The following is a 12460-nucleotide window of genomic DNA, read 5'->3' on the forward strand; positions in this document are numbered from 1 at the left end:
CACCACCCCGGACGCCGCGATAATCTGAGAGCATCCCCTTCTTCTCGATCTAGGAGCCATCTGTGCCCGAAGCATCAGCGAACATCGGAGTCGTCGGACTCGCCGTCATGGGTTCGAACCTCGCCCGCAACCTCGCCAGCCGCGAGGGCAACACGGTGGCGATCTTCAACCGCAGCTACGAGAAGACCGAGACACTCGTCTCCGAGCACCCTGAGGCAGGCTTCATCGCTGCCAAGACCTACCAGGAGTTCGCCGACTCGCTGCAGAGGCCGCGCACCGCGATCATCATGGTCAAGGCGGGCGGCCCGACCGACGCCGTGATCGACTCGCTCGTCGAGGTCTTCGAGCCGGGCGACATCATCGTCGACGGTGGCAACGCGTACTTCCCCGACACGATCCGCCGCGAGAAGGCCGTCCGCGAGACGGGCATCAACTTCGTCGGCGCCGGTATCTCCGGCGGCGAAGAGGGTGCACTCACGGGCCCGTCGATCATGCCCGGTGGCTCGGACGAGTCGTGGATCACCCTCGGCCCGATCCTGAAGTCGATCGCCGCGATCGCCGAGGGCGAGGCCTGCGTCACGCACGTCGGCCACGACGGCGCAGGGCACTTCGTGAAGATGGTGCACAACGGCATCGAGTATGCCGACATGCAGCTGATCGCCGAGGCCTATGACCTCATCCGCCGCGGCACGGGCAAGTCCCCCGCCGAGATCGCCGAGATCTTCGCGGAGTGGAACAAGGGCGAGCTCGAGTCGTACCTGATCGAGATCACCGCAGAGGTGCTGCGCCAGGTGGATGCCGAGACCGGCAAGCCGCTCGTCGACGTCATCCTCGACCAGGCCGGCGCCAAGGGCACCGGCGCCTGGACCGTGCAGACCGCCCTCTCGCTCGGCGTGCCGGTGTCGGGCATCGCCGAGGCCACCTTCGCCCGCTCGCTGTCGTCGCACCCCGAGCAGCGCGAGGTCGCGGGCGCGCTCCCCGGCCCCGACGAGGAGTTCGTCGTCACCGACGAGGCCGCGTTCATCGAGGACGTCCGTCTTGCGCTCTACGCGTCGAAGATCGTCGCGTACTCGCAGGGCTTCGACGAGATCCGCGCCGGTGCAGCGGAGTACGGCTGGAACATCGACCTCGGCGCGATCAGCAAGATCTGGCGCGGCGGCTGCATCATCCGCGCGCAGTTCCTCAACCGCATCGCAGACGCGTATGCAGAGACCCCCGACCTGCCCGTGCTGATGACGGCCCCGTACTTCGCCGAGGCCCTCACCCGCGGCCAGGCCTCGTGGCGCCGTGTCGTCGTGAGCGCCGCTCAGGCCGGCATCCCCGCTCCGGCGTTCTCGTCGTCGCTGTCGTACTACGACGGCATCCGCGCCGATCGCCTCCCGGCCGCACTTGTGCAGGGACAGCGTGACTTCTTCGGCGCGCACACGTACAAGCGCATCGACAAGCCGGGCACGTTCCACACGCAGTGGTCTGGCGACCGCACCGAGATCGAAGCCGAAGACACGCACTGAGCGCTGTCTGAGACAGCGAAGAAGGCCCCGGCGAGTGTCGCCGGGGCCTTCTTCGCGTTTCACCTGGTGATGTCCTGCACCGTCCCCTTCGCGAGCCGCAGCCGCCTGGTCGCCCTGCGAGCCACCGCCGAGTCGTGCGTGACGACGACCATGGTGATGCCCTCGGCGCACAGCCCTTCGAGCAGCGTGAGGATCTCGTCGCGCATGCTCTCGTCGAGGTTGCCGGTCGGCTCGTCGGCCAGCAACACCCGGGGCCGCTTCACGATCGCCCTGGCGATCGCCACGCGCTGCTGCTGGCCGCCCGAGAGCTCGGTCGGCAGATGGTCGCCGCGGTCGTCGAGGCCGACGTGGGCGAGTGCCTGAGCCACGCGGGTCAACCGTTCGGTGCGGCTCAGCGAGGTCGGCTCGAGAGCCATGTTCACGTTCTCGGCCGCGGTGAGTGTGGGGATCAGATTGAACCCCTGGAAGACGAAGCCGATCTCCTCGGCCCGGATGCGAGTGAGCTCACGAGCGGATGCGGAGGCGAGCTCGATGTCGCCGAGCTTCAGTGACCCCGTCGACGGCTTGTCGAGCGCGCCGAGCAGCTGCAGCAGGGTCGATTTGCCTCCCCCGGTCGGCCCCTGGATCGTGACGAACTCGCCGGGGTTGATCGTGAGATCGACGCCGGTGAGCGCCTTGACCGTCCGCCCTTTCTGCCGGTATGTGCGAGTGACGTCCTGTGCGCGGTATATCGGTGCCGTGGCATCCGTGCCATTCGCCGTGGGGGCGATGTCTGCGATGGTCATGATGATCTCTCCTAATCTGTGATATCCGGTGTTGGTCAGGCGACGGAACGCAGTGCCTCGGCGGGGCTGAGTCGCGCGGCACGCCAGCCGCCGAACGCTCCGGCCACGAGGCCTCCGAGCACGGCCAGGCCGACCGCGGCGATGAGCACCCACGGCGTGAACGGCGCCTGCAGCACGATGTCTGCCGCCTGCTGTGTCTGGAACATGCCGCCGCCAGCCGGACCACCGCTCATGCCGCCGGGGCCCGCTTCGGATCCCCCCGCTTCCGCCGCGGCGACCGTCGGCTTCACGAGGTTGATGATGACGATGCCGGCGATTCCGAGCACGAGTCCGACCGCTCCCCCGATCAGGCCCTGCACCATCGACTCGCCTGCGACCTGACGCACGACCCGTCCGTTCGACCAGCCGATCGCCTTGAGGGTGCCGAACTCGCGGGTGCGACGCGAGACTCCTGAGAGTGTCAGCAGCACCGAGAGCAGCACGGCGACCGCGAGCACGATGATCGACAGCCAGGTGCCGAGGTTCGTGATCAGCGAGGTCGCGCTCGACAGAGACCCTGAGACGGTCGATGCGAGCTCGGACTGCGACGTGATCGTGGCATCGGGAAGCTCGTCGGCGAGTGCTGTCTGCACGGCGTCGATGGACGCTGCCGACTCGGCCTGCACGTAGACGGTGGAGACGACGTCGCCGGCGCCCGAGAGCTCCTGGGCCGTGTCGAGGGGCAGGTAGACGTTGGCCGCGGTGTCGGCGGAATCTGAGATGGACACCACGATGCCGACGACCTCGACGTCGGAACCGGCGACATCGATCGTGCCGCCGACGGCGATTTCGTTCGTGCTCGCGTAGGTGGCGTCGACGAGCGCGACGAGCGCACCCGCGTCATCGCTGTCGAGAGCTCGGCCGTCGCTGATCTCGACCGAGGCGAGCGGACCCACTGACGTCACGGCAGGATCGATGCCGAGCACCGTGAACGAGTCGACGCCGAACGAGCCTCCGCCGGCGCCACCCTGGGGCGGTGCGTCGCCCTCGGTGGGGGCGGCGCCTTCAGTGGTCCCGTCCTGCGCTCCGAAGCCGCCGCTGGGCAGCTCCCCCGAGAAGGTCGAGTTCGTGAGGCTGAGGGCAGCGGATGCCGCCGTCACGTCCTCCGTCGCCGTGACGGTGTCGAGCACGGACGCGTCGAGCGTTCCGCGCATGAAGTCCGTCATCAGGGTCGACTGACTCAGCGTCGTCGTGTCTCCTTCGGTCGATCCGTCCTCCGATCCGAAGTCGAAGCGCTGACCGCCGCCCTCCCCCGGCTCAGCCGCGGCACCCGTGACCGTGAGGTCGGTGCCGACGCCGTAGACCGACTCCAGCGCCTGGGCCTGCGCGTCACGCACTCCCGCGGTGAGGGCATTGACGATGATGACCAGGGCGATCGCGATGGCGAGCCCGATCGCGACGATCATCGTCTGTCTCTTGCGGCCAGCCAACTCGCGCCGCAGATATGTCCCGTACATGTGTCTCCTTCCGCCGCGCCGTTCGCGGGCCGATGATGACGCTAGGGAGGGGACTTTTGCGAGATCGAGGGAGGAGTGATGAGAAGGCTATGGCCGGCAGATCTCACAGCCCACGCATAGCGCTCTCCATAGAAACCCCATAGGTGATTCCGCAGAATGTACTCATGAGCTCCGACCTTCCCGAACTGCGCCGCCCCGACGGCTCTCCCCTGCGCATCCTCGCCGTCGACGACGAGCAGATGCTCACCGATCTGCTCGCGATGGCCCTGCGGATGGAGGGCTGGGAGGTGCGCACCGCATCATCCGGCCTCGAGGCGCTGCAGGTCGCTCGCGAGTTCGAACCGGACGCACTCGTGCTCGACATCATGATGCCCGACCTCGACGGCATGGCCGTGCTGCGCCGGCTCCGCGAGTCCGGCAGCCTCGTCCCCGTTCTCTTCCTGACCGCGAAGGATGCCGTGGGCGACCGGGTCGCCGGTCTCACCGCCGGCGGGGACGACTACGTCACGAAGCCCTTCAGCCTCGAAGAGGTGATCGCCCGACTGCGCGCGATCATCCGTCGCACCGGTCACGCGACAGCCGACGACGGCCAGTCGATCCTCCGCGTCGCCGACCTCACCCTCAACGAGGACAGCCACGAGGTGATGCGGGACGGCACCGAGATCGAGCTGACCGCGACCGAATTCGAGCTGCTCCGCTACCTCATGCGCAACGAGCGACGAGTGCTGTCGAAGGCGCAGATCCTCGATCGGGTGTGGAGCTACGACTTCGGCGGCAAGTCGTCGGTGGTCGAACTCTACATCTCGTACCTGCGCAAGAAGATCGACGCCGGACGCACCCCGCTGCTGCACACGGTGCGAGGTGTCGGCTACATGATCAAGGCGCCTCAGTGAGCCAGACGGGGATGGCTCGGCGACCGATGAGTCTGCAGACACGGCTGATGACGGCCGTGATCGGATTCGTCTCGCTCATCCTCGTGATCGTCGCGGTGATCACCAGTGCTCTGCTCGGCGGGACGCTCGAGCGACAGCTCGAAGTGCGCCTGAACAGCTACTCGGTGCAGGTGACCAAGTGGGTCAGCCAAGTGCCAGCCCAGTTCGCAGACATCGACACCGTCCTCGCCGAAAGAAACCCCGGTGTTCCCGGAATCCTTCTGGCAGTGTCCAGCACCGAGGGAGGCACCAGTGGCGTCGTGTTCCCCGATACGAAAGGCGAATTGAGCGGAGTCTCGCAGCCACTGACCAGCAGCGACCTCGATCGGATCAACTCGGCGCTGGGAGGCCGCGCGAGCGGCACGGTGACCCTGGAAGACTTCGGCTCCTACCTCGTCGTCGTGCAACAGGCCCCGAACGGCGTCAACGTCGTGACGGGCCTGCCCCGCACCGAGATCCAGAATCAGCTCGCGACGCTGCTCACCGTGATCGCCCTCGCGACGATCGGCGGTCTGATCCTCCTTGCCCTCACGACCGCCATCACGATCCGCGTGGGGCTGAGGCCGCTGCGCGCCGTCGCGGCGACCGCCACGCGCGTCGCAAACCAGCCGCTCGACCGTGGGGAGGTGCAGATCACCGAACGCGTTCCGGCGTCCGAGGCCGATCCGCGCACGGAGACCGGTCTGGTCGGTTCGTCTCTGAACAAGCTTCTCGACCACGTCAACGACTCTCTTGCGTCGAGGCAGAAGAACGAGGAGCGGATGCGGCGCTTCGTCGCCGATGCGAGCCACGAGCTGCGCACCCCGCTGTCGTCGATCCGCGGGTACTCCGAGCTCTCGCTGCGCGCGCTGAAGCAGCAGGGCGGCGAGGCGGCCATCGAGAGCACCACCACGTCGCTCGAACGCATCCAGGCCCAGTCGCTGCGCATGACGCGCCTCGTCGAGGACCTGCTGCTGCTCGCTCGTCTCGATGAGGGACGCGAGTTGGTCTACGGCACCGTCGATCTGACGCAGCTCGCGCTCGAGGGCCTCTCCGACGCGCGTCCGACCGCGGCAGACCATCACTGGAACATCGAGGCTCCTGACGAGCCGATCGTCATCGTCGGCGACGCGGGGCGGATGCATCAGGTCGTCGCGAACCTCCTCGCCAATGCCCGGACGCACACACCCGCGGGCACCTCGATCACCCTCAGCGTGACCCGCGAGGGCGATGAGGCGGTGCTGCGGGTGCACGACGACGGACCCGGTATCGACCCCGGCGTGCGCGATGAACTCTTCGCCCGGTTCGCCCGTGGCGACAGCTCGCGCGCCCGTCAGACCGGCGGCACCGGCCTCGGGCTCGCCATCGCGAAGGCGATCGTCGAGGGTCACGGCGGCCACCTCACCGTCGCCAGCGAACCCGGCGACACGACGTTCACCGTACGACTCCCCCTGAGCCCGGCCCCATCAGCCGACTGAGGTCACGTCCCCAGGGCTGCGTGGTCAAAAGCGCACCCGAGAAAGGCCGTTCCCGTGCGTTTTTGACCCCGCAGGGCATGCCTCGGGTGCTCCGCACACCGGACCGGCACCCCGATTCAGTACCCGGCGAAGGCGTCCGTCGTGAGGGAGCGGGCCTTCTGCAGCGCGGGGGCGAGATCCGCGATGAGCCGCGGAGGTCCCGATATGTACGAGTGCCGCTCGCCGATGTCGGGAACGTAGTGATCGAGGCCGGCGGCGTCGAGGCGTGCGCCCTGCGCCCAGGTCCAGTGCGAAGGAAGGTCGGCAGGCTCATCGCGCGTGAAGACGATGACGCGCGCGCCGGTCGCAGCCAGCTCGTCGCGGAAGGCCAGCTGCGAGCTGTCGGATGCCACATAGACCAGCACCACGTCACGCTGCTGCTCCGTGAGCTGGAGCTGCCGCAGCTGCGACACGAACGGCGTGACGCCGATTCCGGCGGCGACCATCAGCACGGGGGTCTCCGAACGCGGCAGAAGGAAATCACCCCAGGTGCCCGTCACCGCGAGGGCTGAGCCCGGTTCCGCCGCAGCGAGTGCGCGCTTGTAGCTCGACGGATGCTTCTGGTCACCGTCCTTGTAGGCGATGCGGAGTATCGGGAGGTCTGCCGGAGCCGAGACGATGCTGAACTCGCGGCGGGTTCCCCGGGCATCCGGGCGGGCGTGCGGCACGTCGAGCTCGAGGTACTGCCCGGGTAGGAACTTCAGCTTTCCCTTCGCGCGGAACGTCAGCTCCTGAGCGGTCGGCGTGATGAACTGACGCTTCTCGAGCACGAGCCGCACCGAGCCTCGCAGCGCGAAGGCGAACGCGAGCAGGTTGCCGATGAGCAGCGCGCGCTCCTGCCCGAGGGTGAAGAGGCCGCCGATCGCGATCGGCCAGCCGGCGAGCGCTCCGACGAGAGCCGCCACCGAGAACTGCTGCCACCGGCGCGGGGGCAGAGTCAGCGGCTCGGAGAGCATGAACGCTCCGAGGAACAGGAACGGCGACTGGAGGACCGCGAACGAGAGGGCAGCGCCAGGATCGAACGCGAGCGAGAACTCCTGCGCCTGCACGGCCTGGCGCAGTATCGAGACCCCGATCGCCACGATGAGGAAGACGACGACGATGCGCACCTTCTCGGTGCGCCAGAGCACCGCGAGTCCGAGGATCAGCACGGGGATGAAGAGCGACGGTGTGCCGACCCACCACGACGACGACGTCCCGAGCCATTCGAAGGCACCGAAGGATCCGAGGATCGACACGACGGCAGCACCGAAAGCCGCCGGGTTGAGGATGTGCCGACCTCGCCACGCGATCAGATACTTCGACAGGCTCGCGACCGCTCCGGCGATGGCCAGCCCGAGCAGGGCGTTCGGCTCGATGCCGGGGCGGAGCACGAAGAGCAGGATCAGTGCCGTGACGAGCGACGACTCGATGCGCCACGGCAGCCGCAGGATGCGCTGGGCCGCGGCATCCACCAGCGATATGACCACCGCCAGCACGACGAAGGACGCGAGGATCTCGAGAGGTGTCGGCGACACGATCACGCCGAGGGCCGACAGCACCACGGCGATGAGCGCGAGCGTCGACAGGGCGAACAGCACCAGACGGTACATAGAGATTCCGCCGAGCAACGCAAGGACCCGCTGCCGCAGCGCGGTGATGGAGGTGATCACAGGTCTACTCTTCCCTACTTCGACGCCTCATCGGCGAGTGGTGAACAGCTGTGCGGGGCAGCCGGGCGAACGCTCTGCGCGTCCGTCGGTCGTCATGCGCACCCACTCGACGCCCCACGATGCGGCGAGCTCGGGGCCGCCCTCGAAGAACAGGGCGGTCGCGACGGCATCCGCTCGCATCGCGTCACGGGCGATCGCCCATGTCGCCGCCCAGGTGCGGACCGGCACCCCTGTGCGGGCGTCGAGCACGTGGTGGAGTCCGTCGCCCCACGCGCGGCGATTGATCGCCGAGGCGCAGAGGGCGGCATCCTGCAGTTCGATCACGCCGATCGCCTTCGTCGGATCGTACGGATGTTCGAGGCCGACGCGCACCGCGTCTCCGCGGACCCTCATGTCGCCCCCGGCATCCACGACGAGATCACCGGGCACATCGTCGAGGACCGCGATCACGAGATCGACCAGACGCCCCTTGCCGAGAGCTCCGACATCGAGGAGCGCCGGAGCGGATGCCGTGGCCTCCCCCGCCGTCCAGCGCACCCGATCGGTCCAGTCGCTCGGGGCGGCGACCGGCGAGCTCGCGACGAGCGAGTACGACGCGTCGTAGCCGAGGGCTGCGAGGCTGTCCCCGACGAGCGGATTCACCGCGCCGCCCGTCGCCTCGGAGAGGTTGCGGTAGGCATCGAGCATCGCTCCCGCATCGGGAGACGAGATCGAGCCGCCGTCTCGACCGACACGTGTGACCGATGAGTCCTCACGGAACCGCGACCACTCCCGGTCGAACCGCTCGATCTCGGCGCCGACGCGCTCACGGTCGTCCGCGCCGAGCTCGTGCGACGTCTCGATCTCCCAGCGCGTGCCGATCGCGTCGAAACGCCAGATCGTCATGCCGTGATCAGGCGCCTCAGGCGGCGGCCTGCTCCTTGATCGACTCGACGGCCTCGTTGAATCCGCCGCTGGTGAGCGACGAACCCGCCACACGACTGACCTCGATCTCGTCGAGCGACTTGCCCACGACCTCGTCCGAGATGCCGCCGATGAACTCGCCCTGGTACTGCTCGCTCTCGCGGGCCTGCGGGTCGCCGGTCACCTCGACATCCGTGACCAGGCCGTCGGCGACGGTGAGAGTCACGCTGATCGTCTCGACCGTCTCAGGTGTCTGGTACGAACCGTCGGCGGTGTAGGTGCCGTCGGTGTAGTCGCCGCCGGCCGCCGCGCCCGAATCGGTGGATTCGGTGCTCGTGTCGGTTCCGGTGTCGGTGGCCTGGTCTTCGGCGTCAGCCGTGCCCGAGCAGCCCGCGAGGACGAGAAGTCCTGCGACGCCGGCCAGGGCTGCGCCCTTGCGAACAGAAGTCGGTACAGTCGTGCGGATCATGATGGTCCTCCCGGCCTTTGATCGGTGTGTTGATTCGACCGTAGGGACAGCATCTATGCGCGGGCTGTGTCCGATATATGGGTTGCTTAGGCGTCTCCGCCGAACATGCTCGTGACCGATCCGTCTTCGAAGACCTCGTGGATCGCGCGTGCGAGCAGCGGAGCGATCGGCAGGATCGTGAGCTTGTCCCAGCGGCGCGACTCCGTCAGCGGGATCGTGTCGGTGATCACGACCTCGTCGATCGACGCGTCCTGCAGACGCTCGGATGCCGGGTCGCTGAAGATCGCGTGGGTCGCGGCGACGATCACGCGGTGCGCGCCGCTGGCCTTGAGGGCCTGCGCCGCCTTCACGATCGTGCCGCCGGTGTCGATCATGTCGTCGACGAGCAGGCAGGTGCGTCCCTCGACGGCGCCGACGATCTCGTGCACGGAGACCTGGTTGGCGACCTTCGGGTCGCGACGCTTGTGGATGATGGCCAGCGGCGCCCCCAGGCTGTCCGACCAGGTGTCGGCGACGCGGACGCGCCCCATGTCGGGCGAGACGACGGTGAGGATCTCACGGTCCTCGGCGCTCAGCGTGCTCTTGAAGTAGTCCATCAGCACGGGCTTGGCGAACAGGTGGTCGACGGGACCGTCGAAGAAGCCCTGGATCTGCGCGGCGTGCAGGTCCACGCTCATGACGCGGTCGGCACCGGCCGTCTTCAGCAGATCGGCGACGAGGCGGGCGCTGATCGGCTCGCGACCGCGGCCCTTCTTGTCCTGACGCGAATACGGATAGTACGGGGCGACGACGGTGATGCGCTTGGCGGAGGCGCGCTTCGCGGCGTCGATCATGATGAGCGTCTCCATGAGCCACTCGTTGACCGGCTCGCCGAAGGTCTGGATCAGGAACAGGTCGCAGCCTCGGATCGACACCTCGAACCGCGCGTAGATCTCGCCGGATGCGAAGGTGCGGTGCTCGGTCGGCACGACCTCGGTGCCGAGAGACGCGGCGACCGCAGCGGTCAGCTCGGGGTGCGATCGACCACCGGCGACCACGAGTCGCTTCTTGGTCTTGGCTACGAGACCCGGAGCGATGCCGTTGTCCCTGTCCAGATCGACCGTCTTCTTCTTGCGCGCCATCGTTCTGCCTACTCTGCCACTCGGGTTCGGGCTGCGGCATCTGCCGCGCCCGTGCCTGCCCTGTTCTTCTCGACCCAACCCTCGATGTTGCGCTGAGGGGCGACGCTCATGGCAAGGGAGCCGGCAGGGACGTCCTTGCGGACGACAGCGCCAGCACCTGTCTTGGCGCCAGCACCCAGCCTAACGGGCGCGACGAGGGTCGTGTGCGAGCCGGTGTGCACCTCGTCCTCGACGACCGTGCGGTGCTTGTTCACGTCGTCGTAGTTCGCCGTGATCGTGCTGGCACCGAGGTTGACTCCTCGTCCGATGGTCGCGTCTCCGACGTACGAAAGATGCGGAACCTTGCTGCCCTCGCCGATCTCGGCGTTCTTCGTCTCGACGTAGGCGCCGATCTTGCCGCGGGCGCCGAGCACGGTGCCAGGGCGCAGGAACGAGAAGGGGCCGACGGTGGCCTCGGCGCCGATCACCGCGAGCGTGGCATCGGTGCGGCGGACGATCGCATCCGCGCCCACCTCGCAGTCGACGAGCGTCGTGTCGGGTCCGATGATCGCCCCTTCGGCGATCGCGGTGGCCCTCAGGATGTGCGTGTTCGGGAGGATCGTGACGTCGGGCGCCAGCGTGGCGTCGTCGTCGATCCACGTCGTCGCCGGGTCGATCACCGTGACGCCCTCCAGCTGCCAGCGGCGCACGATCCGGCGGTTGAGCAGTCGGCCGACCTCGGCGAGCTGAGCGCGGTCATTGACGCCGTAGGTGACGGTGACGTCGGAGACGACGGATGCCGCCACACGGCTGCCGTCGCGGCGCAGGAGACCTGGCACGTCGGTCAGGTACATCTCGCCCTGCGCGTTGTCGACGCCCACCGAGGGGAGGTACTTGCGCAGGGTCGCGACGCGGAACACGTACATGCCTGCGTTGATCTCGCTGACCGCAGCTTCGTCTGCCGTGGCGTCCTTCTGCTCGACCACGCGGTCGACACCGCCGTCGGCATCGCGGATGACGCGACCGTAGCCGGTCGGGTCGTCGACGACCGCGGTCATCAGCGTCGCCTCCGCCTCGGCGGCGCGGTGCGCGTCGAGGAACGAACGCAGCGTGTCGGCGTCGGCGAGCGGGCAGTCTCCCGAGAGCACGAGTACATCGCCGTCGAAGTCCGCGGGGAGCGCGTCGACCGCGACCTGCACCGCGCGACCGGTGCCCGGCACCTCGTCCTGGTCGATGAACACGGCGGCCGGGTAATCCTTCTCGAGCGCGGCGACCACCTGGTCGCGTTCGTGCCGCACGACGACCTCGACGTGCTCGGCCTCGAGGCGACCGGCCGTCGTCAGGACGTGCCCGACCAGTGGGCGCCCGCCGATCTGATGCAGCACCTTGGGCAGGCGCGAGCGCATGCGGGTTCCCTGGCCTGCGGCGAGGATGATGATCGCGAGATTGTTCCCAGTCATGCTCCGCCGCCAGGACTCGAACCTAGACCTAACAGCTCCAAAGGCTGTCGTGCTGCCATTACACCACGGCGGACCGCGGCCCCCGAGAGCGCCGCGGATCAAGTCTGCCACGTCCGCCTGCGTGCTACCGGCGATAATGGACGGATGACTGAGGCGGATGAGGTTGATCGGATCGTCGGCGCCTGGAACACCCAGCGCCCCGACCTCGACTTCTCACCCCTCGAGGTGCTGTCGCGGATGGACCGACTGACGCGGCTGCTCGATCGAGCCCGCAGGGATGTGTTCCGGCGCAGTGATCTGGAGGCCTGGGAGTGGGACGTGCTGTCGGCGCTGCGCCGTGCGGGGGCGCCTTTCCAGCTCTCCCCCAAGCAGCTGCTGCAGCAGACACTGGTGTCGAGCGGCACCATGACCAATCGCATCGATCGTCTCGTCGGGCGCCGCTTCGTACGACGCGAGGGCGATCCGGCCGATGGCCGCAGCGTGCTCGTGACGCTCACCGACGACGGACGCATCAGGGTGGATGCCGCGATCACGCGTCTGGTCGATGTCGAGGACGACCTGCTTCAAGCGCTGTCTCGTGGCGACCGCGATCGCCTGGCTGCGCTGCTGCGCAAGCTGAGCCTCAGCTTCGACGCGTGAGGTTCTGACGCCATGGC

General features: G+C 68.0%; 11 protein-coding genes and 1 tRNA gene. 4 read left to right on the forward strand and 8 right to left on the reverse strand.

All coding sequences use genetic code 11. The features are described 5' to 3' along the window. Positions 1–62: 62 nt before the first annotated feature. A complete protein-coding gene (gene gndA, locus FIV50_RS11725) occupies positions 63–1511 on the forward strand; it encodes an NADP-dependent phosphogluconate dehydrogenase (RefSeq protein WP_140037583.1) in 1449 nt (482 codons plus the stop codon). A gap of 59 nt (positions 1512–1570) precedes the next feature. Here gndA and FIV50_RS11730 read toward each other — a convergent pair whose 3' ends face one another. Both FIV50_RS11730 and FIV50_RS11735 read right to left on the reverse strand, forming a co-directional pair. Then, positions 1571–2296 (reverse strand): ABC transporter ATP-binding protein, encoded by a 726-nt coding sequence (locus FIV50_RS11730; protein WP_181164213.1) that lies wholly within the window; start codon positions 2294–2296, stop codon positions 1571–1573. Between the two features lie 35 nt (positions 2297–2331). Further along, positions 2332–3792: an ABC transporter permease gene (locus FIV50_RS11735; RefSeq protein WP_140037584.1), complete on the reverse strand. Its 1461-nt coding sequence runs from the start codon at positions 3790–3792 to the stop codon at positions 2332–2334. Between the two features lie 164 nt (positions 3793–3956). Here FIV50_RS11735 and FIV50_RS11740 point away from each other — a divergent pair, with 164 nt between their 5' ends. Beyond that, positions 3957–4685 carry a response regulator transcription factor gene (locus FIV50_RS11740; RefSeq protein ID WP_140037585.1) on the forward strand — a complete coding sequence of 243 codons (729 nt, stop codon included), beginning with the start codon at positions 3957–3959 and terminating at the stop codon, positions 4683–4685. Between the two features lie 26 nt (positions 4686–4711). Next, entirely contained in the window at positions 4712–6181 is a 1470-nt protein-coding gene (locus FIV50_RS11745; protein ID WP_140037586.1) for a sensor histidine kinase, read from the forward strand. 116 nt (positions 6182–6297) lie between these two features. On the opposite strand, the gene FIV50_RS11750 is transcribed toward FIV50_RS11745, so the two are convergent. From FIV50_RS11750 to FIV50_RS11775, 6 genes are all read right to left on the reverse strand, one after another. Beyond that, positions 6298–7872, reverse strand: coding sequence for an FAD-dependent oxidoreductase (locus FIV50_RS11750; RefSeq protein ID WP_140037587.1), 1575 nt, complete (start codon positions 7870–7872; stop codon positions 6298–6300). A 27-nt stretch (positions 7873–7899) separates the two neighbouring features. Beyond that, complete coding sequence (locus tag FIV50_RS11755) at positions 7900–8757, reverse strand: FAD:protein FMN transferase (protein WP_140037588.1); 858 nt, start codon at positions 8755–8757, stop codon at positions 7900–7902. Between the two features lie 16 nt (positions 8758–8773). Beyond that, entirely contained in the window at positions 8774–9244 is a 471-nt protein-coding gene (locus FIV50_RS11760) for an FMN-binding protein (RefSeq protein WP_140037589.1), read from the reverse strand. Positions 9245–9330: 86 nt separating this feature from the next. Beyond that, on the reverse strand, positions 9331–10365 hold the full coding sequence (locus FIV50_RS11765; protein WP_140037590.1) for a ribose-phosphate diphosphokinase: 1035 nt from the start codon (positions 10363–10365) through the stop codon (positions 9331–9333). 8 nt (positions 10366–10373) lie between these two features. Continuing rightward, a complete protein-coding gene (gene glmU, locus FIV50_RS11770; protein WP_140037591.1) occupies positions 10374–11804 on the reverse strand; it encodes a bifunctional UDP-N-acetylglucosamine diphosphorylase/glucosamine-1-phosphate N-acetyltransferase GlmU in 1431 nt (476 codons plus the stop codon). A 1-nt stretch (position 11805) separates the two neighbouring features. Continuing rightward, positions 11806–11877: transfer RNA gene (locus FIV50_RS11775), tRNA-Gln, on the reverse strand. Between the two features lie 71 nt (positions 11878–11948). Between FIV50_RS11775 and FIV50_RS11780 the strand changes: the two genes are divergently transcribed. Next, positions 11949–12443: a MarR family winged helix-turn-helix transcriptional regulator gene (locus FIV50_RS11780; RefSeq protein WP_053097060.1), complete on the forward strand. Its 495-nt coding sequence runs from the start codon at positions 11949–11951 to the stop codon at positions 12441–12443. Positions 12444–12460 lie beyond the last annotated feature (17 nt).

The organism is Microbacterium foliorum, from assembly GCF_006385575.1.
Lineage (GTDB): Bacteria > Actinomycetota > Actinomycetes > Actinomycetales > Microbacteriaceae > Microbacterium > Microbacterium foliorum_B.

Excerpts from the sequence above, each read along its gene's own strand:
- FIV50_RS11730 (WP_181164213.1), bottom strand. The coding sequence starts at position 2,296 with ATGACCATCGCAGACATCGCCCCCACGGCGAATGGCACGGATGCCACG.
- FIV50_RS11735 (WP_140037584.1), bottom strand. The coding sequence starts at position 3,792 with ATGTACGGGACATATCTGCGGCGCGAGTTGGCTGGCCGCAAGAGACAG.
- FIV50_RS11740 (WP_140037585.1), top strand. The coding sequence starts at position 3,957 with ATGAGCTCCGACCTTCCCGAACTGCGCCGCCCCGACGGCTCTCCCCTG.
- FIV50_RS11745 (WP_140037586.1), top strand. The coding sequence starts at position 4,712 with ATGAGTCTGCAGACACGGCTGATGACGGCCGTGATCGGATTCGTCTCG.
- FIV50_RS11755 (WP_140037588.1), bottom strand. The coding sequence starts at position 8,757 with ATGACGATCTGGCGTTTCGACGCGATCGGCACGCGCTGGGAGATCGAG.
- FIV50_RS11760 (WP_140037589.1), bottom strand. The coding sequence starts at position 9,244 with ATGATCCGCACGACTGTACCGACTTCTGTTCGCAAGGGCGCAGCCCTG.
- FIV50_RS11765 (WP_140037590.1), bottom strand. The coding sequence starts at position 10,365 with ATGGCGCGCAAGAAGAAGACGGTCGATCTGGACAGGGACAACGGCATC.
- glmU (WP_140037591.1), bottom strand. The coding sequence starts at position 11,804 with ATGACTGGGAACAATCTCGCGATCATCATCCTCGCCGCAGGCCAGGGA.
- FIV50_RS11780 (WP_053097060.1), top strand. The coding sequence starts at position 11,949 with ATGACTGAGGCGGATGAGGTTGATCGGATCGTCGGCGCCTGGAACACC.